This is a genomic window from Stenotrophomonas sp. TWI809 (genome assembly GCF_039673205.1).
Taxonomy (GTDB): domain Bacteria; phylum Pseudomonadota; class Gammaproteobacteria; order Xanthomonadales; family Xanthomonadaceae; genus Stenotrophomonas.
Window position 1 is genome coordinate 41,250 of record NZ_JBDJLE010000012.1, and the last position, 22,939, is coordinate 64,188.

At 67.5% G+C, this 22,939-nt stretch carries 22 protein-coding genes; 15 read left to right on the forward strand and 7 right to left on the reverse strand.

Translation table 11 applies throughout. The features are described from left to right. The 11 genes from cpaB to ABE472_RS10945 all read left to right on the forward strand — a co-directional run bounded on the left by cpaB (position 1) and on the right by ABE472_RS10945 (position 12,878). Positions 1-1,038 (forward strand): Flp pilus assembly protein CpaB, encoded by a 1,038-nt coding sequence (cpaB, locus tag ABE472_RS10895; protein WP_346466184.1) that lies wholly within the window; start codon positions 1-3, stop codon positions 1,036-1,038. A 19-nt stretch (positions 1,039-1,057) separates the two neighbouring features. Next, positions 1,058-2,425, forward strand: coding sequence for a type II and III secretion system protein family protein (locus tag ABE472_RS10900; protein WP_313211412.1), 1,368 nt, complete (start codon positions 1,058-1,060; stop codon positions 2,423-2,425). A 67-nt stretch (positions 2,426-2,492) separates the two neighbouring features. Beyond that, positions 2,493-3,728, forward strand: a complete 1,236-nt coding sequence (locus ABE472_RS10905; RefSeq protein ID WP_346462513.1) for a fimbrial protein — start codon at positions 2,493-2,495, stop codon at positions 3,726-3,728. Continuing rightward, on the forward strand, positions 3,713-5,065 hold the full coding sequence (locus tag ABE472_RS10910) for a CpaF family protein (protein ID WP_313211414.1): 1,353 nt from the start codon (positions 3,713-3,715) through the stop codon (positions 5,063-5,065). Before ABE472_RS10905 ends, ABE472_RS10910 begins: the two co-directional genes overlap by 16 nt. 2 nt (positions 5,066-5,067) lie before the next feature. Next, positions 5,068-6,006: a type II secretion system F family protein gene (locus tag ABE472_RS10915; RefSeq protein ID WP_313211415.1), complete on the forward strand. Its 939-nt coding sequence runs from the start codon at positions 5,068-5,070 to the stop codon at positions 6,004-6,006. 33 nt (positions 6,007-6,039) lie between these two features. After that, positions 6,040-6,990: a type II secretion system F family protein gene (locus tag ABE472_RS10920; RefSeq protein WP_346462515.1), complete on the forward strand. Its 951-nt coding sequence runs from the start codon at positions 6,040-6,042 to the stop codon at positions 6,988-6,990. A 5-nt stretch (positions 6,991-6,995) separates the two neighbouring features. After that, positions 6,996-7,916 carry a tetratricopeptide repeat protein gene (locus ABE472_RS10925; protein ID WP_346462517.1) on the forward strand — a complete coding sequence of 307 codons (921 nt, stop codon included), beginning with the start codon at positions 6,996-6,998 and terminating at the stop codon, positions 7,914-7,916. Between the two features lie 14 nt (positions 7,917-7,930). Beyond that, positions 7,931-8,374 carry a DUF3613 domain-containing protein gene (locus tag ABE472_RS10930; RefSeq protein ID WP_346462519.1) on the forward strand — a complete coding sequence of 148 codons (444 nt, stop codon included), beginning with the start codon at positions 7,931-7,933 and terminating at the stop codon, positions 8,372-8,374. Between the two features lie 13 nt (positions 8,375-8,387). Continuing rightward, positions 8,388-10,559 (forward strand): TadG family pilus assembly protein, encoded by a 2,172-nt coding sequence (locus ABE472_RS10935; protein WP_346462520.1) that lies wholly within the window; start codon positions 8,388-8,390, stop codon positions 10,557-10,559. Positions 10,560-10,651: 92 nt separating this feature from the next. Beyond that, entirely contained in the window at positions 10,652-11,371 is a 720-nt protein-coding gene (locus ABE472_RS10940; RefSeq protein WP_346462521.1) for a DUF2968 domain-containing protein, read from the forward strand. Between the two features lie 118 nt (positions 11,372-11,489). Beyond that, on the forward strand, positions 11,490-12,878 hold the full coding sequence (locus ABE472_RS10945; RefSeq protein ID WP_346462522.1) for a serine hydrolase: 1,389 nt from the start codon (positions 11,490-11,492) through the stop codon (positions 12,876-12,878). A gap of 29 nt (positions 12,879-12,907) precedes the next feature. Here the strand turns inward: ABE472_RS10945 and ABE472_RS10950 are convergent, their stop codons facing one another. After that, complete coding sequence (locus tag ABE472_RS10950) at positions 12,908-13,342, reverse strand: hypothetical protein (protein ID WP_346462523.1); 435 nt, start codon at positions 13,340-13,342, stop codon at positions 12,908-12,910. Between the two features lie 127 nt (positions 13,343-13,469). Further along, positions 13,470-13,937, reverse strand: a complete 468-nt coding sequence (locus tag ABE472_RS10955; protein WP_346466185.1) for a GNAT family N-acetyltransferase — start codon at positions 13,935-13,937, stop codon at positions 13,470-13,472. Between the two features lie 5 nt (positions 13,938-13,942). Here ABE472_RS10955 and ABE472_RS10960 point away from each other — a divergent pair, with 5 nt between their 5' ends. Both ABE472_RS10960 and ABE472_RS10965 read left to right on the forward strand, forming a co-directional pair. Further along, positions 13,943-14,815, forward strand: coding sequence for an AraC family transcriptional regulator (locus tag ABE472_RS10960; protein WP_346462527.1), 873 nt, complete (start codon positions 13,943-13,945; stop codon positions 14,813-14,815). Between the two features lie 79 nt (positions 14,816-14,894). Further along, positions 14,895-15,533 carry a LysE family translocator gene (locus tag ABE472_RS10965; RefSeq protein ID WP_313211426.1) on the forward strand — a complete coding sequence of 213 codons (639 nt, stop codon included), beginning with the start codon at positions 14,895-14,897 and terminating at the stop codon, positions 15,531-15,533. 61 nt (positions 15,534-15,594) lie between these two features. On the opposite strand, the gene ABE472_RS10970 is transcribed toward ABE472_RS10965, so the two are convergent. Continuing rightward, a complete protein-coding gene (locus ABE472_RS10970; RefSeq protein WP_346462529.1) occupies positions 15,595-18,318 on the reverse strand; it encodes a TonB-dependent receptor in 2,724 nt (907 codons plus the stop codon). A gap of 164 nt (positions 18,319-18,482) precedes the next feature. Between ABE472_RS10970 and ABE472_RS10975 the strand changes: the two genes are divergently transcribed. Beyond that, positions 18,483-19,199, forward strand: coding sequence for an MgtC/SapB family protein (locus ABE472_RS10975; RefSeq protein WP_346462531.1), 717 nt, complete (start codon positions 18,483-18,485; stop codon positions 19,197-19,199). A 75-nt stretch (positions 19,200-19,274) separates the two neighbouring features. Here ABE472_RS10975 and ABE472_RS10980 read toward each other — a convergent pair whose 3' ends face one another. From ABE472_RS10980 to ABE472_RS10995, 4 genes are all read right to left on the reverse strand, one after another. Further along, on the reverse strand, positions 19,275-20,042 hold the full coding sequence (locus ABE472_RS10980; protein WP_313211429.1) for a SapC family protein: 768 nt from the start codon (positions 20,040-20,042) through the stop codon (positions 19,275-19,277). Positions 20,043-20,341: 299 nt separating this feature from the next. Beyond that, positions 20,342-21,130, reverse strand: coding sequence for a CDP-diacylglycerol diphosphatase (locus ABE472_RS10985; RefSeq protein WP_346462533.1), 789 nt, complete (start codon positions 21,128-21,130; stop codon positions 20,342-20,344). A gap of 86 nt (positions 21,131-21,216) precedes the next feature. After that, positions 21,217-21,846, reverse strand: a complete 630-nt coding sequence (locus ABE472_RS10990; RefSeq protein WP_346462534.1) for a decarboxylase — start codon at positions 21,844-21,846, stop codon at positions 21,217-21,219. Between the two features lie 100 nt (positions 21,847-21,946). Next, positions 21,947-22,441, reverse strand: a complete 495-nt coding sequence (locus ABE472_RS10995; RefSeq protein ID WP_346462536.1) for a DUF1543 domain-containing protein — start codon at positions 22,439-22,441, stop codon at positions 21,947-21,949. A 170-nt stretch (positions 22,442-22,611) separates the two neighbouring features. Between ABE472_RS10995 and ABE472_RS11000 the strand changes: the two genes are divergently transcribed. Continuing rightward, a complete protein-coding gene (locus tag ABE472_RS11000; RefSeq protein ID WP_313211434.1) occupies positions 22,612-22,917 on the forward strand; it encodes a hypothetical protein in 306 nt (101 codons plus the stop codon). Positions 22,918-22,939 lie beyond the last annotated feature (22 nt).

Sequence of the window (22,939 nt, forward strand, 5' to 3'; positions counted from 1 at the left end):
ATGCTCAAGTTGACCCGCATCGCCGCAATCCTGTTGATCGGCCTGGCGGTGATCCTGGCCATTGTCGCCTTCGGGGTGAGCCGCCGCGCCAGCGAGGCGCCGCCCGGCACGCCGGCGACCGCCACTGCTCCTGCACAACCTGCCACCTGGCCGGTGGTCGAGGCGGCCGGCGCCTTGCCGGCCGGGCGACCGATCACAGCCGAGGACCTGCGCATCGCCGGCCATCCTCAACGCCCGGAGGGCGCCTACACCTCGATCAACGCCCTGGTCGGCGCGGTACCGATCCAGGACATCCCGGCAGGCACCCAGATCCAGACCGCGCAGATCGCACAGGGCTTTTCGCTGCGCCTGAATCCCGGCGAGCGCGCACTCGCGGTGCCAGTGGACGAACTGGTGGCCGCAGGCAATCGCATCCAGCCGGGCGATTTTGTCGATGTGTTCCTCAACCTGCGCGCGTCGGGCGGGTTGCGCGACGACGGTGACGCGCAGACGCGGCTGCTGTTGTCGCGGCTGCGCGTGCTCAGCTATGGCGCGGATGATCTGCAGAGCGTGGCCAGCATGCCCGCCGATGGCAGCGCGCCTGCACCCGCCGACAGCCGCGCACAGGACATCACTGGCGCAGACTCCTCGGCCGGCGCATCACGCAATGATGGAACCACGCAACCGGCACGCAGCGCGGTGCTGGCGGTGCCGGTCGCCGAGGCGAACCGGCTGCTGCTCGGCGCCCAACAGGGGAAGCTGTTCCTGGCGCTGCGCAACCCGGCTGACATCGCGCTGCCGGACCAGGCCTTGTTCCCGACCCCCGGCCGCGTGCTCAGCCCGCGCCGCGAGCTTTCCGCCGACGAACGCCTTGCCCTGCAGCGCCCGGAAAATGATGCCTACGCCGGCATCGACACCGACGCACTGGCCGGACGCGGGCGCAGTTCCACCGCGGCACTGCCCGTTCCCAGCAGCGTCCCGCGCCGCGCTGCACCGCGCGCGGACCGGGGCATCGAAATCATCCGTGGTGACATTTCCTCCCCTAGCGGGTCGCGTTAAGCCCATGCCGAGACAGCCCATGACCGAACGCCCCACCCTCGCGCGCCGCCTCTCCCACGCCCTGCCGCGCTGCCTGCTGGCCGGCGTGTTGATCAGCAGCCCGCTGCTGGCCAGCGCCGAGGCGGAGCTGGTGCTGCAGACCCGCGAGCAGCGCCCGTGGTCACTGCCTGCCAACCTGGAGCGGGTGGCCATTGCCGACCCCAGCGTGGCCGACGTGGTGATGCTGCGTGGACGCGAGGCGCTGCTGGTTGGCAAGGCGCCCGGCAGCACCACCCTGCTGCTGTGGCGTAATGGCAACCGCGAGCCGGAACGGCTGCAGGTGGAGGTGCGCAGCGCCGTCCAAGGCGCACTGAGCGCGCAGGGCGGTGGCACCGAGCTGATCGTGCAGGACGGTCAAGGCCTGCTGCAGGGTCTGAGCCCCTCGCTGCTGGACCACCAGAACAGCGTCAAGGCAGCCGCCATGGCGGTCGGCAAAGACGGGCAGCTGGCCGATGTCTCCACCATCGCCAGTGGCGGCGTGGTCCAGGTCGAGGTGAAGATCGTCGAGTTCAACAAGTCAGTGCTGCGCCAGATCGGCATGAGCTTCGGTAACAAGAATTTCAACCGCAACAACGGCTTCTACTACGGCATCACCCGGCCGGGCGCGACCCTGCCCGGCGTGTTGCCGGCAGGCGAATCGGCAGGCCCGGACGACGTCATCATCACCAACCCGCTTTCCTCGGCGTTCGGGCTGGTGTTCAAATCCCTCACCCACGGCTGGGACGCGAACATCGACCTGCTGCAGAGCAACGGCATGGCCCGGGTGCTGGCCGAGCCGACCCTGGTCGCTTTGTCCGGGCAGAGCGCGAGCTTCCTGGCCGGTGGCGAGCTGCCGATCCTCGAGCCGCAGGGCCTGGGCACCACCACGGTGACGTTCAAGCCCTTCGGCATCGGCCTGACCGTGACGCCGACCGTACTCGGGCCGAACCGCATCGCGTTGAAGGTCGCCCCGGAAGCCAGCGATCTCAACTATGCCGCCGGCATCACCTACAACGACGTGCAGGTGCCCTCGATCACCACGCGCCGCGCGGACACCACGGTCGAGCTCGGCGACGGCGAAACCTTCGTGATCGGCGGGCTGGTCAGCAACAACGTCAGCTCCAACGTGGACAAGGTGCCGCTGCTCGGCGATCTGCCGATCATCGGCTCGTTCTTCCGCACCCTCAACTACAAGAAGGAAGAGAAGGAGCTGGTCATCATCGTCACGCCACGCCTGGTGCAGCCGCTGGCCCAGGGCACCGAAGTGCCGCTGCCGGGCCAGCGCGAGGCATCGCCGAACCTGCCGGTATGGGGCGCCTGGCTGCTCAGCCCGGCCTCCTCGGACCAGCTGCCCGGCTTCTCGCGCTGAGCCCAATGTCAGGAACCCGCCCCTCATGTCCGCCACTCTGCAACTGGTCCAACCACGGGATGCTTCGATGAAGCTCGTGCTGTTTGCACCGGACCGCGAACTCGCCACCCTGCTCTCGGCGTTGCTGCCGTCGCTGGGCGTGGTGCAGTGGCTGGACAGCGCCGCACCGGCCTCGGCGCTGGAGCCGCTGCGCGACACCGGCTGTGTGGTGCTGCTGGACTATCGGCATGAGCAGGCGGCATTTTCCGCCGCCTTGACCCGGCAATTGCAGGCGCAGGCACCGGAGCTGCCGCTGGTGGCGATCGGCTCCACCCATGCCGACCACATGGATGGCGTCGTGGCTGCGCTGCGCGCCGGGCTGCGAGATCTGCTCGATCTGGACAGCGCGCCGCAGGAGATGGAGGCGGTGCTGCGCCGTGCTGCCTCACTCGCCGCGCAGGGCCGCAGCAGCGTTCCGGCCACATCACCGGCACGTGCACCCATGGTTCTGCTGCTGGGCGTGCGGCCTGGCGTGGGCAGCAGCACCCTGGCGGCGCACCTGGGGGTGCTCGCCCAGCAGACCGATACGGCCCATCAGGGTGCCCCGGCCGCGACGGTGCCCGCCGGTGCGCAGACCCTGCTGCTGGATCTGGGCCAGCCCACCGGCGATCTGACGCTGTACCTCAATGTGGACCCCACCTTCCATTTCGACGACGCACTGCGTAATGCCGGGCGTATCGATGCGACGCTGGTGCGCACGGCGCTGGCCCATCATCCCAGCGGCGTCACCCTGCTCGGCCAGCCGCCCGGCATGGAAGGCGCCACGCTTGCGGATCCGGGCATGCTGATGCAGCGCCTGCGCAGTGTCTTCCACACCGTGCTGTGCGATCTCGGCGGTGTCCCGCTGCGCCAGTTGCCGGTGTCGCTGCTCAACAGCGCCGATGAGATCTGGCTGATCGCCGACCAGTCGATCGGCACCCTGGTCTCGCTCGACCAGATGCTCCGTCATCTCACCCAGGTGGGCGCGCGCGATGCCCGCGTGCAGCTGATCATCAACCGCCACGACGATGCCAGTGGACTGAGCCCGGCGCAGATCGCCGCCCGCTTCGAGCTGCCCCTGTTGGCAGTGCTGCCGGATCGGCCCACACTGCGCTCCAGTGCCAGCCATGGCCGCCTGCTGCTGCAGGATGCGCCACGCGACCCGTATGTGCGTGCCCTTGCCCCGCTGTTGTCGCACCTGGATCCGACGGCCCCCGCGCCGGCCAGGGGCTGGCGGGAACACCTCGCCCTCCGCCTGAGTGGTTCCCCATGGAAGACAAAGTGACCCCGTTCCCGACTGCCACCGCCCGCGCCGACGCCGGCACAGAGGCCGAGCACGGCGTGCAGCCGTTCGAGCAGTCCGAGCAGTACCAGAAGGTGCTGATCGCCGCACATGAGCATCTTCTCAACAGCATCGAGGACGAGCGCATCGATATCGATGCGTGGGCGCCGGACACCGTGTCGCGCTACGTGCACGCGCAGACCGCCGGCTTCGTCCACGAATGGAGGATCCCGATCAACGAAGCCGAGAAGGACATCGTCGCCACTGCGCTGGTCAAGGAGCTGACCGGCTTCGGCCCGCTGGATGACCTGCTGCATGACCCGGAGATCGAGGACATCCTGATCAACGGCTACAAGGACATCCACGTTTCCCAGGGCGGCATGCTCAAGCGGGCGCCGCAGCGTTTCAGCGATGACAGCCACCTGCTGCGGATCCTGCGCCGGATCCTGGCCCCGCTCGGGCGCCGCCTGGACGAGTCCAACCCGATGGTGGATGCGCGCCTGCCCAACGGCGGCCGCCTCAATGCCATCATCTCGCCGTTGGCCGTGGATGGGCCGATGGTCTCGATCCGCAAGTTCCGCAAGGACCCGTTCACCCCCGATGAACTGCTGCGCATGGGCACGTTCGACCGCCCGATGCAGGCGCTGCTGCATGCGATGGTCCTGGGGCGCTGCAACATCCTGGTGTCCGGCGGCACCAGTTCGGGCAAGACCTCGCTGCTCAATGCACTGGCCAATTACATTCCAGCCAACGAACGCGTGATCACCGTTGAAGACACTGCCGAGCTCTCGCTCAACCATCCACACGTGGTGCGCCTGGAAAGCCGTATCGGCGGCGCGGACGGCAACGGCGCGATCAGCATCCGCGATCTGGTCCGCAACAGCCTGCGCATGCGCCCGGACCGGATCGTGGTCGGCGAAGTGCGTGGCGCCGAAGTGCTGGAAATGCTGCAGGCGATGAACACCGGCCATGACGGCTCGATGGCCACCATCCACGCCAACTCACCGCGCGATTGCCTGTACCGGATCGAGATGCTGGCCGGGTTTGCCGGCTTCCAGGGCAGCGAGGACAGTCTGCGCCGACAGATCGCCAGCGCCATTGATTTCATCGTGCAGATCTCGCGACTGGGCAGCGGCCGCCGCGTGCTCATCTCGATCACGGAAATCACCGGGGTCACCGACAACATGATCGCCACCCAGGAGATGTTCCGTCACGAAGTGCAGATCGACGCCGATGGCAACGAGTACGACCGTTGGGTCGGGCTCGGCTTCCAGCCGCACTCGCACAAGCTCGAACCGTTCCGCCGGCAGCTGCGCGAAGCACTGGGCGGAGGCTTCTGAGCATGGCCTTCGTCCTGCTCCTGTGCAGTGCGGCACTGGTGCTGATCGCCCTGGCCGTGGAGCTGTGGGGCGGCGCTGCCGCACGCGAGCAACGCAGGTTGTCGCTGCAGCACGCCGAGCAGCGGCTGGCGCGTCCGGACACCTCGCCGCGCCTGGCAGGCATGGGTGACAGCCAAGCGCCGATGCCGGTGAGCACGGCGCCGGCGGGGCTGCCTTGGGACGCGTTGATGCAGCGCGCTGCACTGCCGACCGGTTGGCGGGTACCGCTGCTCATCCTCGCCGCCGCGTCGCTGCTGGCCTGGATCGCCAGTGCACGCCTCGGCACGGTGTGGGCTGCGCCGATTGTCCTGGTACTGAGCGCTCTGGCGGCCTGGTTCTGGGTGTCGCGGCGGATCAACCGTCTGCAGGCCAAGCTGCTGCGCCAGTTGCCGGATTTCCTCGACAACCTGGTGCGCCTGGCCGGTCTGGGCAACAGCCTGCAGATGGCCTTCCAGACATCGGCCGCGCAGATGCCGATGCCGCTGCGGGGCCTGCTCGATGCCACCCTGTCCTACACCCGCAGCGGCCTGGACCTGGACCGCGCGCTGGCGCAGGCCGCCCAGCCCTATCGGCTGGAAGCCTTGAATGTGCTCTCGGTGGTGTTGGGCGTCAGCGTGCGCATCGGCGGCCGCGCCGATCAGATCCTGCAGCGCATGGCCGATTTCATGCGCGATCTGGATCAGGCCCAGCAGGAACTGATGGCCACCACCTCCGAGACCCGGATGTCGGCCTGGGTGCTCGGCCTGCTGCCACCGATCAGTGCCGTACTGATGGCGATCACCAGCCCGGATTTTTTCCAGCCGATCCTGCACGAGCCGCTCGGCCACAAGCTGCTGCTGTGGGCATTGGGACTGGAGCTGATCGGCGGCTTCCTGCTGTACCGGCTGGCCAAATCCATATGAGTACCTGCCTGCACGTCCAGATCGGAGTCCCGCATGACCAGTAGCAGCTGGTGGATCGCCACGTTGTTGGTGCTCGCCGCCGGCGTGGCCCTGTTGGGGGTGCGTGGCTGGGTGCTGAGCGGACGCGAACAACGCCACCAGGATGCGTTGCAGGCCGCATTGCGGCCGCGCGATGTGGCGGGCACACCGGCCGCCCCACCCCAGCCGGCGGTGAGCCTGCGCCAGCGCTGGCTCAAGGGTGTCGCCGCGTTCGGCCAGCGCTTCAACGGCGGGCGTATCGAAGCGGCACTGCTGGCTCCGGAAGATCGGCTGCTGCTCGATCAAGCCGGATGGAACACCCACGCCGGCACCGCGATCTTCCTCGGCCTGCGCCTGTTGATCGCGGTCGCCACACTGGCCCTGGTGCTGGCCTTCAACCACAGCACCGGCTTCAGCCGCGCGATGGTGATCTTCGGCGCGCTGGCGTTCGGCATACTGCTGCCGAAATTCGCCCTGCGTGCCTGGGCGATGCGCCTGCGCAGACAGGTGACCGCCGAGCTCCCGCTGCTGATCGACCTGTTGCGGCTGCTGCAGGGCGTGGGCTTCAGCATGGACCAGAGCCTGCAGACCCTCGGCGACAAACTGCGCAACGCGGTCCCGGTGCTGGGCCGGGAGATCCACCAGGCCAACATCGCCTACATGCATGGACGCAGCCGGGAGCAGTCACTGCGTCGCCTCGGCGAATCATTCGATGACGAAGACCTGCGCAGCCTGGTGCAACTGATCCTGCAGGTCCATGCACATGGCGGCGCGGTGCAGGAACCGCTGCGTCAATTCAGCCTCCGCCTGCGCGAGCAGCGCCGTTCCACGCTCAAGGAGAAGGTCGGCAAGCTCTCGGTGAAGATGACCGTAGTGATGATGTTGACGTTGTTGCCGGCGTTGATGCTGGTGCTGGCCGGTCCGGCCATCATCGCCCTCGCCTCCGCCCTGACCAAACTGGATTGAACGCCATGCGCCACGCCGTGCTTCCCCGCCTCTGCCTGCTGCTCGCCGCGACGGCTCTCTGCGCGGCCTGTTCGAACGTGCGCAACGGTTACCGCCAGGACCCGATGGCGCTGGCGTCGCCGGAGGTAGCGCCCCAGGACGACAAGCAGCTCTACGCCGAGCTGATTTCGAAGATGCAGCAGCAAGGTGCGTACTACGCCTCGCTCGCGCACGTGGATGCCTATCGGCAACGGTATGGCGACAGCCCTCAGCTGCGGCTGTTGAATGCCGATGCGCTGCGCGAAACCGGCCAGCGCGAGGCCGCGCTGGCCATGTACGGCAGCCTCACCAACGGGCCACAAGCCGCCGCGGCATGGCACGGCCTGGGCCTGATCGCCGCCCGCGATGGCGACCCGGCACGGGCCGAGCAGGCACTGGCGAAGGCGGTGCAGCTGCAACCGTTGAACACGGGCTACCTGGGCGATCTCGGCTTCGCCCGGCTGCGCGCAGGTGACTGGACCCGCGCGCAGGAACCGCTGGCCAAGGCCGCCGAGCTTTCGCCGGGCAGCGCCAAGGCGAATGCCAATCTGGCGGTGTGGGCACTGCTGCGTGGCCAGACAGCGATGGCCGAGACGATCATGCGCAATGCGCGCCTGACCGACGGTGCGCAGGCAGAGGTGCGCCGCCTGGCCGAGCAACTGCGCCAGCAGGCGACCCCCGCACCCTCCGTGCAACGCGCGCCTGCCAGCGTCGCGGCAGCGGCAGCCGCGCCCGCGCCCGGGCCCCGGCCCGTCGCGCTGCCTGCGCCGCAGCCGGCTGCCCCGCGGTCGGCCTCGCGCCACGTGGCGGTGGACACCGATCGCCGCACCAGTGCCGATGCCCGCCTTGCGCCATCGATGCTGGAACGCTTCAGCACGCCCTCTCCTGCCAGCGAGACCACGCCATGAGCCAGCTGCGTCGCATGCCTGTTCCCCTCCTGCACACTGCCCTGCTGCTGATGCTGGTGACCTGGGCGGTGCCCGTGATCGCGCAGCAGGCACCGCTCACCGGGCAGATGCTGGGCGGACAGGATGGCCCCACGGCCGTCACCACGCCGCTGCCCCCGCCCGCACCCGTTGAGCGCGTTGAGCCCGTACCGGCTTACGTGGAACGTGCCCCTGCATACGCAGCCGCCACACCTGCCGAGCGCTACACGCCGCCCGCACCGCCACCGCGCGGCGAGATCGGACAGACCACCCGCGACCTGCTGCGCATGCAGGCCCAGGGCACCCATGCCGGGGCGCGACTGCCGATCCTGGGTGACCAGGCCGCCGCCAGCTACGCGCGCTACCTCAAGAGCTTCGAGCACGAGATTCCCGAGTTCCTCAAGACCAGCGTCAAGAAGGACGGCGCTGACACCAACTAAGGAGGGCAAGGCCATGTACCACTCCAGCGCCTACGCACCCCGGCCGTCCCGACGGCGGCTGCGCGGCGGGATGTCGGTCACCATGATGCTGGTGCTGCTTGGCCTGGTCGGCATGCTCGGCCTGGTCGAAGTGGGCTATCTGTACTGGGCCAAGCGGGATGCGCAGAAGGTGGTCGACCTGGCCTCGATGGCCGGCGCGCAGCGGTTGGACCTGTGCAGTGCCGACCGCCGTGACAACAGCGCCGCCCGCGGCAACGCGCAGAAAGACAACGGCTTCACCGGCACGCTGGCAATCCAGTGCGGCAACTGGAACCCGGGCCGCGGCGCGGACGATCATTTCAGCATGACCCTGGACGCGGCCAGCCCGCTCAATGCGGTCAAAGTGGTCGCGACGCGCTCGGTCGTGCCGTTCTTCGGCCAGAACACGCGCCTGCCCACGCTGCGTGCGGAGGCCGTGGCCACCCGTGCACCGCCAATCGCGGTGTTCTCGGTGGGCTCGCAGTTGCTGCGGGTCAATGGCAATACGCCGCTGGGCAATGTGCTCAACCTGGTGGGCGTCAATCTGGACCGCACCACCCTGCTTGGCTATGACGGATTGGCCCAGGCGAACGTCACGCCGGGCGGCCTGCTGCAGGCGCTGGGGATTCCGGTCAAAGCCAATATCGGCGTCGCCGAGTTCAACGCACTGCTGGCCGCCAACCGGGTCTCGCTCGGCCAGCTGCTGGATGCCACCGCGACGGTACTGACCAACAGTGGGGTCGCCAACGTGGATCTGCGCGCGCTGCGCAATGCGCTCGCGGCGAAGCTCGATCTCAATCAACTCAATGTCCAGCTTGGCAGCACCGATGCCGCGGGCGGCCTGTTTGCACACATCGTGGCTCCCGAAGGCCCTGCATCTCCGGCATTGCAGGCCGACGTCAACGCGCTGGACCTGATCACCACCAGCATCAGCATCGCCAGCGGCGGCAACGGGGTCGCCGTCAACAATCTCGACATCCTTGGCATGGTCAAAACGCAGGCGGCGATCATTGAACCGCCGTCCATCGCCATCGGCGGTGTCGGCACGCGCGCCTACAACGCGCAGGTCCGGCTGAAGATCAACATCGATACTGGCGGCCTGGCGCTGCTCGGCCCCATACTCAACTCGCTGGGCATCCGCCTGAACCTGCCGATCTATGCCGACGTGACCAACGCGATGGGCACACTGGAGGCGTTGAACTGCGGCGCGACCCCGCCAACGGCGACGGTGCGGGTGCAGTCGTCGCTGCTGCGCGCCTGCGTAGGCCGTGTGGATGCGGCCAATCAGTTTTCGCAGCGCAACGTGTGCGATACGGGGCTGCAGAACGAGCAGCTGCTGACCCTGCTGGGGGCACCACTGGTCACCGACAAGATTTCCCTCAATGCGCTGACCCGCGATGAGAGCATTACCCTGGCCGCCGGGGAGACCGCGTCCACTTATTTCAACCAGGCCCAGGTCGGCACAGCCGTCTCCGGCCTGGTCAGCGAACTGCTGCGCGTGCTGAGCAACGTGCTCACCCCGGGCAAGCAGGGCAGTAGTGATGCCACAACGGCCGCCCGCCTGGCAGATCAGTATCTCAAGGCGGCCAATCCGGGGAACGGGTTCTACGATGCCAAAAAGACCATCGAGCTCCTGCGCATGGGTGATCCGTCCCGCGGCATCGGTGCGCTGGGTGACTGGGAACTACCCAACGCCGTGCCCTACCCATGTGGCCTCCTGAACCTCGAGACCTGCTTCAAGCCGGGCTCGGTCTGGGTCGGATACAACGCCACGGTCACGGGTGAAGGCATGGGCGGACTAAGTGGCGTGCTGGGCCCCATCCTCGGTGGTCTGGTCATCAACCGCTGCAACAGCCTGCTCAGCACGCTGCTCAACTACAACAACTGCGTCAAATCCAACCTGGCCGCTTACATGCAGACCCGGCCCGGCGGTCTGCAGGATCTCGGCGACGGCACCGGGGTGATCGACCCGGGCACCGACCAGTTCCGCTGCAGCGGCCTGCTGTGCCTGGCACTGACCCCGGTGCTGGAGAGGCTCAAGCCGCTGCTCAACGGCGTCGGCATCCTGCTCTCGCAGACCCTGGCCCAGATACTCGGGCTGGAGCTGGGCCGGACCGACGTGCACATGCAGTCCATCCAGTGCAGCCCGGCGCAGTTGGTTTATTGACGCTGCGGCGAAGTGCAGACCACGCGATTGTGCGTGCTAGACTTCGGCGGGGACTTTACTTCACTGATAATCCACTCGTGGATGGCCTGAATATGCGAGAGAGAAAAGGGGTTGGCTCCATCGTCGCGCACGCGCTGACCGGTGGGATTGTGTTGCTGCTGACATTGAGCGTCGTCCCGCAGGCCCTGGCCGCGCGCGCACCGCGTGCCGAGCCGGCCGTGGATACCGCCACGCGCCCGGCGCCGGTAGTCCGCAATACCGTGGATGAACTGCGCCAGCTGGTGGATTCCAAGCAGCTCACCGAGCTGCGCACCACCTATAACGGCAGTTATGGTGCCAGCCTGCTGTTCAATACCAGCACGCTGAACTATTACGTGGCGCTGTTCCACGAGAAGGACTTCTGGCGCGTGATCAAGACCGATTCGGTCGACAACGCCGAGAAGGTCTACCGCACGTTCGTCGAGCAGACCGAGCAGCTGGCGCAGGTGTATATCGACACCACCCGCCTGCAGGCCGGCAAGCGCTATACCGAAAACCTGGTCGCCTACAACGAAGAGCGGCTGCGCAGCCTGCAGCAGGAAGCGGATCTCCAGCGCCAGCAGTCGCTGCAGGTCAGCGCCTCGCTGGAACAGGCCAAGCAGCAGGCGGTCAGCCTGAGCACGGACCTGCGCAGCAGCCACAGCGAACTGGACGCGCTCAACCAGCGCATCCAGACATTGCAGGCCCAGCAGCTGAACCCGGCACTGTCGCTGCCCTCGGCCGAAACGGCCACGCCGGACCCTGCTCCGCAGGGCAACCCCGCCAACCTGTAACGGCATCCGGCCCTGTAGTTGCGGGGCACGTGACCGACGGCGCCGATGGCGCCGTCTTTCTTTCCGGTGCAGTACCCTTGATGGCGCAGACGTACTGCGCATCAGCAAGGAGTGCACCATGCCCGTTCCACGCCCCCGTAGCGCCCTGTCCCGCGCGCGCGCCGCCCTGGTGTCCTCCCGCACACGGCTGGCCGCGGCCCTGGTTGCAGCGCTCGCCCTGCCGGTCGCCGCCCCTGCCGCCCCGCCCTCGCCTCCATCGCCTACATTGCCGCCACTGTCGGCCGAAGCATCCGATCCCAGGCTGCTGGGCTGGATGCAGGGCGCGCCGCCGCCGGAAGACAAGCGCATCCGTTACACGGATGACGACTATTTCAGCTTCCCCAAGCTGCGCTGGACGGCCTGCCATTTCCGCCAGTTGATGCCCACCGTGGGCGTCAGCCGGGGACCGGGTGCCGCGCATGACCTGCCGCGTCGGCTGGATGCCGCGATCGACGCGCTGTCGTTCACGCCGACCGGCACCAACAGTCAGATGACCTGGGCACAGTCGCTGTCGGCCAACTACACCGACGGCATCGTGGTGCTGCACGACGGGGTGGTGGTCTACGAACGTTACAGCGGCTGCCTGGACGAGCACGGCCAGCACGGTGCGATGTCCGTCAGCAAGTCGATGACCGGTCTGCTCGGCGAGATGCTGGTCGCCGAGGGGGTGATCGATGAAACCCAGCGCGTCAGCGCGATTGTTCCCGAGCTGAAGGACAGTGCGTTCGGCGATGCCACGGTCAAGCAGGTACTGGAGATGACCACGGCACTGCGCTACAGCGAAGACTACGCCGACCCCAACGCCGAGGTCTGGGCGTTCTCCGCGGCGGGCAGCACTCTGCCCCCGCCTGCCGGCTACACCGGGCCGCGCAGCTATTACGATTACCTGCAGACCGTGCAGAAGCAGGGCCGCCACGGCGAGGCTTTTGGCTACAAAACGATCAATACGGACGCGCTGGGCTGGATCATCGCCCGGCGTACGGGGCAGTCGGTTGCACAGTTGCTGCAATCGCGGATCTGGCAACGGCTTGGTGCGGAGCAGGATGCCTATTACACCGTTGACTCCAGCGGCACGCCGTTTGCGGGTGGCGGCTTCAATGCCGGCCTGCGTGATCTGGCCCGCGTCGGCCAGCTGCTGCTCGACGACGGCACGGTCAACGGTCAGCCCATCGTGCCCGCCGCCGCGATCGCCCGGATCCGCGCGGGTGGCAACAAGCAGGCCTTCGCCAAGGCCGGCTATCCCCAGCTGCCGGGCTGGAGCTATCGCGGCATGTGGTGGATATCGCACAACGACCATGGCGCCTACATGGCGCGCGGCGTGCACGGCCAGGCGCTGTACATCGATCCCACCGCACGCGTGGTGATCGCGCGGTTCGGCTCGCACCCGGTGGCCGGCAACAGCGCCAATGACCCGACCACCCTGCCGGCGTTCGATGCCGTGGCGCGCTATCTGATGGACCGCCACTGACGGCAGTGAGTGCCGACGATGCCTGCATCTCACCGGCAGGCATCGTGCACCAGGTCATCCATCCGCCGGCTCAGGGCCAGGCTCGGGCGGTCACCCGCCTTCGCGTAGGTTGTCTCGCGCTGGCGGCGCGCGGCATCGCATCGGACCGGATCGGCATGCACCGAGATCACTGCGCCCCGGAAGGCGGCTGCCGGCTGCACGTTGCGGCGCGGCGACCGGCGCGGGCGCGCCGGTGCAGTCTCTGCGCGCCGTTTGGCCTTGAGCTCCTGGCGAAGCGATTCGATGTACAACGTATTGGCGCGCGTCTCCGCAGGCGGCGGCATGTCACGGATGCGCTCGGTCCGGCCGGTGCACGGCGTGGACTGGTACTGACGGCTGCCATGCACGACACAGGTGTGCACCTGCTGCGGAAAAGCCTCGCTCGCTGCAGCGCTCATCATGATGGCCAACATCCATACAGACACGGCTCAGCTCCCTCCACGAGGCTGCAGCATGTCCGTGGCCCCTTATCCCCGGCCGTGACCTGCCGCACGCTGGACGCGCGACGCGCATGATCCCGACACGACGTCAGTACTACGCCCTACCCCGATCCTACGGCGTGGCGCCCACATGCAGCTCAAGCACCTCATCGCCCAGCGCATCGATCTCACCGGTGGGCCGCCAGCCGAGGTAACGATAGAAGCCGTGCGAGCGCACCGCCGGATCCGCTGCACACCCCAGGATCAGCCGCGTATGGCCTGCCTCGACCAGATCGGCGATGGCCAGATCCAGCAAGTGCCGACCGATGCCCCGCCCTTCATGAGCCGGCAGCAACGCCAGGACCACGATCTCCCCGCCTTCGCGATCGCCAAAGCAATACCCGACCATCCGCCCGTGTTCGAGTGCGATATGGCCCGGCAATGCATCGTCACGGATACCGGCCGCCCAGCTGTCTTCGGTGATGCCCAGTTCGGCCAGCTGTGCGGCGGAGAAGGCGTTCTCGCGGGTGCGTCCGCGCAGATCGATGCAGGTAGCGGCATCGTCGGGCAGCGCACGGCGGTAGTGAAGGTGATTTATCATGGCGCATGGATTGCAGTGAGTTTCAGGCGGCAAGCATACGCGAGCGCCCCGCTTCCGGCCGCATTGCCTCGGAGAACGACTTCTGGCGGGACCCCCAGCTGCCGTGGGTTGAGTCACGTCGCGCGTGCAACAGCCGGGCCTGTTACCGCCCGCACAGTCATCCCACCTGGTCGATCGGCGCCGTGGACGCGGGTGAGAGCATGTTCAGCGGCGCGCCTGGCGGACAGCACCGCCTTCAACCCGGCACCTTGGTCATCGTGCCGGCGCACCGTGTACACGCCTGCAATCCAGCGCCCAACACCGCCTGGAGCTACCAGATGCTGCATCTGGATGCAGCATGGGTGGCGGCAGTCACGGAAGACAGGCACCCCATCGACAAAGACGCCCCAGCGGCGCCGCTGATCCGGATCGACCGCAGCCCGGTGCGCTACCGGCTGTTCTGCGACATGAATGCCCTGCTGTTCTCCAGTGTCGATCCCGGTGAAAAGGAAGCAGCTGTCGTCGCTTTCATCGACGATCTCGACGTCCTTGCCGGGGCGCCGGTTCCCGCCCCGCACGCAAGTGCAGCGCAACACCGGCGACTGCAGCCAGCATTCGCCCTGCTGGACGCCGCGCCGATGTCGAGCGTGTCGCTGGCCGATCTGGCCACATGCACGGGGATGGACCGCTACGCGATGATCCGGGCGTTTCGCAATGCCACTGGACTGACGCCACATGCCTGGCAGCTCAATCGGCGGATCAATCTCGCCCGCGAGCGCCTTGGTCGAGGGCAACCGCTGGCCGAGGTCGCACACGCGCTCGGCTTTGCAGACCAGAGCCATTTCCAGCGCCTGTTCAAAGCTCACGCCGGTATTACGCCAGGCCGTTATCGCCGCTGAGTACTGCGCAATATCGTGCAATACATCGCCGCGCAACATCGGCACAGTCAGGCGCCCCATTGAAGCCTGCCCGCCCCCTATGGAACAGTTTCTGCTCGTTGCTGCCGTGCACTTTCTGGCGCTGCTGTCGCCCGGGCCGGACTTCTTTCTGATCACCCGCACCGCAATCCATCAGGGCTGGCGTGTTGCAAGCGGCGCATGCATCGGGGTTGCATTGGCCAATGGTGCCTATATTGCGCTGGCGTTCTCCGGCGTCGCGGGGCTGCAATCCGGCAGCGCGCTCTTTCGGGTGATCCAGATAGCGGGCTGCGCCTTCCTGCTGTACATCGGCCTGCTGTTCCTGCGCCATGCCGGGACCGCCTCACTGCGTCTGCCTGGCGAGCAACCGGCGGAGCTGTCCCGCCCGGCTCAGCGTTCCGCGTGGATTCGAGCCCTCGGACTGGGCGCCGTCTCCGCCCTGCTCAACCCCAAGAACGCCCTGTTCTACGCCAGCCTGGCGGCCATGTTGAGTGGGCCGGACAATACCGCCGGAACACGGCTGTTCTACGCGGTGTGGATGTTCGCGGTGGTGCTCGGCTGGGACCTGTTGATGGCCGGTATGGTTGGGCGCGCGGCAGCGATGGACCGATTCAACGCAGCGCTGCCGTGGATCGAGCGCCTGTCTGGCGTGCTGCTGATCATCCTGGCACTGGCGGTATTGGGCGCGATGGTGATCTGAGCAGCTTCGGCGCCTGTGACCCAAACGCAGCGGGCCCGGCATTGCCGGGCCCGCGAGCGGATTACAGGAAGCGGTAGTCGAACTCCAGCCACAGCTGGCGACCGTAGGGGTCGTAGTTGCCGACCGGGTAGAACGGCCAGCCACCGCCGTTCTTGTCCGCCGGTGGGCGGCTGTCGCGCAGGTTGTTGACGATCAGGCCGAGCGTGGCGTTGTCATTGAGCTTGCGGTACAGACTGGCGTTGTAGGTCATGTACGGGGCGATGCGGCCACTGCCATCGGTCTTGGGCAACGAGCCGTAGCGCATGCCATACAGGGTGGCGGTCCAGTCATTGATCGCCCAGGTGACGCTGCCGTTGACCTTGCTGCGCCACTGGTAGGAATCCAGCGAATTGCGCTGATCCTGCACGTCATCGCCAGCGAACTGGCGGTAGCTGTGATCGATCACCAGCGAGTACGCCACGCGGGCCGAGAAGCGACCATAACGGCCTGCATCCCAGCGCAGATTCGACTTCAGGTCGATGCCGCGCACGGTTTCGGAGGCGGCGTTGATCGGGTTGATCAGCACGCGCACGACCTGGTTCGGCTGCACTGCGGCATCGGCCGGGTTGCGGATCACCCGGCGCAGTGCATCCTGGCATTGTGCCGAGCCGATATCGCGTGCGTCACCGCCCACGGTCTGGCCGAGGCGGCAGTCCGCTTCGTCCTTCAGGATGCGGGTCGCATCGAGATTGGTGACCTCATCGTCGATGCGGATGTCGTAGTAGTCCGCCGTGACGTCCAGGTTGGCCGAGGGCGACCACACGAAGCCCAGGCCATACGATTTGGCGGTTTCCGGCTGCAGCTGCGGGTTGGCGCCGCTGGTGTAGTCGATCGCCAGCCCGCTGAAGTCACAGTCGTCATACACCTGGCCGGCACTGCGGCAGCGCCAGTAGTCGGTCATGCCGGGGTTGTAGCCACGCGTTTCGGTCGCGAACACGTAGTTCATGTCCGGCGCGCGGAAGCTGGTCGCCGCACTGGCACGCAGCAGCAGCGTATCGAACGGACGGAACTCCAGGCCGGTGCTCCAGGTCGCCTTGCCCAGGTGGTCACCGGCCGCGCGGTACTGGTCGTAGCGTCCCGCCACGGTGGCGGTCAGGCGCTCCAGCAACGGCAGCTGCAGTTCCACGCCGGCTGCGTAGCGATCACGTTCGCCACCGGCGGGGATGCCTGCGTTGAGATTCCAGAACACGCCCTGCGCCAGTGCCGGGTCCGGGCGGTTGCTGTAGCCCTGGCTGCCCGCTTCGACGACGGCTGCCAGCGCGGCGCGGCCACCGGGCAGATCGAACAGCTGGCCGTTGACGCTGACGCTGGCTGTCTGCAGCCACGCGGCGTTGCGGCTCTCGTAGCGGCCCGACAGGCCTTCATACTCGCCCGGGGTCAGCGGCTGATACAGGCGTGATGGATCCGGTGCATACACCTCCACGCCATTACGGGTGCCCAGCTGCGGGCCGAGCATGTACGTATTGATGTCGATCAGCAGGCCCGGGCGCTGCGTCTTGTTCTCATAGCGCGAGCGGCTGTAGGCCGCTTCGTAATCCCAGTCCGAGCCGCCGATACTGCCACGCGCGCCCACGTTGAATGACCAGGACTGCTCCAGGAACCGGTTGGCATTGCGCTGCACGCCGCCGATCTCTTCCGGTGCGAAACGCCGGTACCAGCTTTCCAGCTGACCGCTGTTCTGGTTGTAGAAGTAATTGCGCGAGGAGGTCCAGCTCGGTGCACGGGTGTTGTTGTAGATACGCGCGGTGCCGATGGCCGCATCGGCGAACAGTTCCTGGCGATCGTTCAAGCGCCACGTCACCGCGCTGTAAGCATCGATGTTGCGCTTCTCGGTCTGCACGGTCCAGAACGTCGGCGCGGCCTCATTACTGCCGCAGTATCCGCCCTGGCGCGGATTCTGCGCGCGGAACACGCTGCCGCCATACAGCGTGCTGGCGGCATCGCAGCCGTCGGTACCGGGATCGATGTAGTTGTTGGTGGAGGCGTTGCGGCGATACGCCACCGCCGTCGCCAGCGGTGCCACGCCACGTGGATCATCGGTCAGCGAATCCATGAAATCGCGCTGCGAGCCGTAGATCGCCTTGCGGTTGGCGATCTCCAGCCCGAAGATCGCGTCCCAGTTCTCACCCGAGCCGCCGCCAACCGCCTGCAGCCGCTGGTTGTCGCCCCCGCCCTGTTCGGTGGTGCCGGCGCGCACATTGATGCCGACGCCGTCGTAGGTCTTCTTGAGGATGATGTTGACCACACCGGCGATCGCATCCGACCCATAGACCGCCGACGCGCCCCCCGCCAGCACTTCGATCCGGTCGATCAGCGCACTCGGGATGTTGGCCAGGTTGACCACATTGACCGAGCCTTCGTAGGCCAGCGGGTAATCCGACTGGCGGCGACCGTTGACCAGCACCAGCGTGCGGTTGGGGCCGAGGCCACGCAGGTTGATGGTGTTGGCAGCCGGCGTGAAGGTGTTGCCGAAATCCTCACCCTGCACGTTGCCGGTGTTCTCGGTCAGCGCGCTGAGCGCTTCGAAGGCGCTGCGGTAGCCCTGCGCCTCGATCTGCTCCTGGGTGATCACGGTGACCGGCGAGGGCCCTTCCACGCTGGCGCGGGGGATGCGCGAGCCGGTGACCGTGACCGCATCGAGCTGGGTGGGCGCATCGGCCGCGTGGACCACGGAACCTGCGCCGAGCAGGGGCAACAACGACATAACCAAGACCCGCCGACGCAGCGGGCGATACAGCACAGACATGCAGATTTCCGGTAAAAGAGCTACGTCCCGGCGCGGACAAGCCCGTGCCAGAGCGTAGTGAGGGAGGGGCCGTGATTCTGCTGAACAGGCGGAAAAGGAGGAAATGACCGCCCGGGATATGCTTATCGGGATTTTGCCTAAGCCCTGCCCTGCAAGGATTCCGCATGCGCTTCATCCAGACCTTCCAGCTGTATCCCTTCCTGGACACCGTGGTCAGCCTGGTCGCCGCGTTCGTGCTCGGCACCTTGATCGGCGCGGAACGGCAGTACCGCCAGCGCACCGCCGGACTGCGCACCAATGTGCTGGTCGCGGTCGGCGCAGCGGCCTTCGTGGATCTGGGCATGCGCATCGCCGGCAACGCTGAAGCCGTGCGGGTGATCTCCTACGTGGTGTCCGGGGTCGGTTTCCTCGGCGCCGGCGTGATCATGAAGGAAGGCATGAACGTGCGTGGCCTGAACACCGCCGCGACGCTGTGGTGCTCGGCGGCGGTCGGTGCGTGCACCGGTGCGGACATGCTGGCCGAAGGCGCGCTGCTGACCGTGCTGATCATCGCTGGCAACACGCTGTTGCGCCCGTTGGTCAACGCGATCAACCGCATCCCGATCAATGAGGCCGCCTCTGAAGCGACCTACGAGGTGCGCCTGAGCGTGGACCCTGCGGCCACGCCCCTGGCACGCGAACGCCTGGTGGACGCACTGGAGGCCGCGCAGTACCCGGTCAGCGACGTGCAGGTGATCGAACACGGCAACGGCCCGGTGGAGCTGGTCGCGATCCTGGTCAGCACCGCCGTCAGTGCCGATGAGCTCGATGCCGTGGTCGCGCGGCTGCAGCGTCAGCCCGGCGTGGTGCATGCCAACTGGGAAGTCAGCACCCGCGATTGATCCGCGCCCTGCCCGGAACAACGAAAAACGGCGGCCCTGCGGCCGCCGTTTCCGTGATCGCCCACGCGCCTTGAATCACGCGTCGGCAGGCAGCGCGCTCTGACGGCTCACCAGCGCGCTGAAACGGGCCAGCGAGCTCAGGTGGTGATGCACCAGCGCCAGCCAGCCGCTGCGGTGCCAGGCCACGACGGTGGCGTCCGGCAACGCGGCGAACTTCTCCACGTCCACGACCTGGAAGCCATTGATCGACATCTGCCGGCCATCGGCCAGGGTGACGTCGATGTTGCGGTCGATCAGCAGTTCGTTCTCGATCAGCGCGGCGGTGAAGCGACGGGTCTGGTCATGCTCGCGCGTGTAATCGCCGCAGAAGCGCATCGCGTTGTCGACAATCTCGGTCGCCTTGCCATCCTGGAACAGCGGCACGCCGTCCTCGCTCTGGCCCTGGTTGACCTGCTTGGCGGCCGAGTCGAGCGCGAGCACGTATTCGTCCTGCTCACCCGCCTGCATGAACACGAACGGGTAGCGGCGCACGTACGCCGGCACGTAGCTCTGCTCGTCCCATACACCATCGGCAACAAACAGGTTGCGCTGGGCCAGGCCGACGGCCACCAGCGGCATCGCGTCCTTCCCGGTGAAAATGATCGGGTAATGCTGGGCCAGCGAGCCGAACTCGCCGATCACGGCGGGGATCGCATTGGTGTCGGCAGCAAAATGCGCGGTGTCGGGCACCAGGCGCCAGGCGGCATGCAGATCCGAGCGCAGCGGCACGGGCGTCTGGTAGAACAGCGGACCGGTGGCCTGGGACGGCGCAGCGGCGGGCGGAGTCGTGGTTTCAGCAGTCATGGATTAAGTCGGATACGTCGCGCCAGTCAGCCCGGGCGCGAAAGCGGGAACCGCATTGAACGGCCACTATAACGTGCCACGTCCGTGGTTTTTATTTCAATCACGCTGGATTCCCCGCGCCGCGCGAGTGTCCGGTGAGTCCACGTCAGTCCGGCACTGCCTGATCGGCGATACAGGCGCCGTCCCGGAAGCGAGATACACGCCGCTACGAGCGGGCCGGATCCGACACGGTGCGCAGGTCCGACGTGTTTACCCGGCCGTGCGCAAGCCACTGCTGCGCGCCCTGCCCCGGCAACGCCTCACAGCACACCGTCCAGCGGGCCGGCGGCACCGGTCAATACGGCGCAGGCGTGATCCTGCAGCTCCTCACCACTGGCTTTGTTGCCCGCTGCCAGGTCCAGCCGGGTGGCCAACAGCACGAATCCGGGCGCACCGGCGGGGTCCGTCTGCCCGGCCACCACCAGCGACCAGTTGCCGATATCGGCGGGCTCGGCCAGATGAGCGGCCAGCAGACGGACCGGATTCGCGGTGAGCGCGGCACCCGGCAGCTGGCGGGCGAGATAGGCATGCCCGCGCAGCGGCTCCGGCAGTGGCTGCCAGTCCGCGCCGATGGAGGGCTGCAGCCGGCGCAGCTGGGTCAGGACATCGGCCCGCAGGCAATCCACGTGGATGTGCAACTGGTGCTGGGAACGCCCATGCGGCGAGTTCAAGGCCAGGCTGGCCACGTCGCGCGGCAGGGACCGGCCCAACGCCTGCTCGGTGTGGCTGCGGGCGGCCCAGGCCGCGGCGAAGTAGTTCGGCGCTCCGGCCCGCAGCAGCGCGGGGCTTTCGATCCCCGTGACCCGGTCCAGCGGCAACACCAGGAACTGGTAGTGGCCGTGCGAATCCTTGAGCAGCACATCGCGGCGCTGCGCCTCGGCGGCCACCGCCAGGCAGCTGCCACGGGGGGCGGCAGCGTCGGCGCAGTCGCGCTGGATGATGCCCCACAGGGCGTCCGGATTGGCGGGCGGCTTGGCCGGCGGCCGGGCCGGCGTGGCGCAGGCTGCCAACAACAGCAGCGCACAGGACAGGAAGAATCGGGCGATCACGGACAGGCTCGGACAAGGATGCGGGCCCGGCCGGCAGTGCCGGTGGGCGGGCGCGATTGTACCGTGCCGGTTCTGTCGCTTCCGTGTCAGTAGGTGCTGTACGGCACCTCGACCACCACCGGCGCGGCCGGTGCCGGCGGCAGCAGGGTGTAGCGATCCAGCGCGCCATTGTCATCGGCGAAGCGCTGCGACTGCACCTGCAGGCGGTACGTGGTGGTACCGAACTTGATGCTGCCACCACTGGCATCCAGCGCGGCCCCGGCCGGCAGCAGCAGGCCGCCGAGGTCGCTGTAGCCGCCGCCTTCCTGCGAGAAGACATGGTCGACCAGCTCGCCCTCGCGCGCCATCGCGAACACATGCGGGTCGCCGTGCCGGCGGTTGTAGTCCTCGTTGCCGAGCAGATCGGCGATCCATACCCCGGGCAGCCGGTAGCGGGTTTCCAGCGCGATCGCATCGAGACGGTCGCTGTCCACCACCAGGCAGCACACTGCCTGCTTGTTCTCGCGGTCCAGGATCGCGAACCGCTCGCCCTTGGCAACCTCGCCCGGCAGGATCGCAAACGGCTGGTTCCTCAGCACCGGCTCGGCGCCACTGGCCGAATGCAGGTTGCGCCAGCCACCGAACACGGGTGCGTCCGGCTCGGCCGCCACGGCGTTGCCGGCCATCATCATTCCCAGCGTCACGATCACTGCTGCGGTGATCTTCCTGCTCTGCATGCGCTACTTCCGTTGGTTGACCTGTCGCGGCGACATCGCCGGACCTCACAAGACCGCGACACTATGCGCCAGCGGGACGGCCGCGGGCAATCGGGGCCGTTCAACCGATCACGATGTAGTCACTGACCAGCGCAATGCCCTGGTGCTCCCCGCGCTCAAGCTGCACATACCGGCCGCCGACCTGGTCGATGGCGAGACAGTCATCGACCTCCAGCAGGGCATCGGTATGCGGCTTGAACCAGCTGGCATCGCGCAGCGCCTTGGCCTTGTGCTTGGCCTCTTCGACACTGGTGGCGACCAGCAGCCGGTAGTCATGGGCCTCGCCCAGCGCGCCGGCGGCATACCCGCCGAGATTGAGGAAGTAGAGCCGCGGCGCGCCCGCGGCCGGGGCCACCTCGCCGAAGCGCACCCGGTACGCCTCGACCCCATCCACGGCGAGCCAGCCATCGACATGCAGCCCTTTGCGTTCGCCGAACCACTCCTGGCGCAACTGCGGGTAAGCCTCTTCGATGACATCGACATTGGCGAAGGCCACATCGTGGACCTCGATCCTGGCCCGGGCATGGCGCCCGCCAAGCATGAACACGTGCAGCACCTGCGACTCCCGGCATGGCCGATCTGAGGGGCCGCCAGTGTAGCGCGGGCGGCCGTTGCGCCCGGCCCCATCAGCCGCGCAGGCTGCGTCCCACGGTCGCGGGGTCCCCACCACGCGGCGATGCACACGGCGGTGGTATGGTCGGCGCCTGACCCCGCAGGAGCGACCCGATGTCATCCCTTTCCCGATATCCCCTCGCCGCGATCATGCTCGCCGGCACCCTCTCGCTGGCCGCCTGCGTCAGCACGCCGGGCCCGGAGATCAAGGGGCCGGGCCTGTGCAAGGCCGATGCCCTGGGCTGGGCCATCGGCCAGCCGGCCGACCAGGCGAACATGCGCAAGCTGCTGCTGCAGAGCGGCGCCGGCCTGATCAACCCGATCGGCCCGGCCACGATCACGTCGCGCGACCTGCGCAAGGATCGCCTGCGCGTGTTCATCGACAAGGACAACGTGATCACCGCCGTCCGTTGCGAATGATGCCCCGCGGGTAGAGCCACCC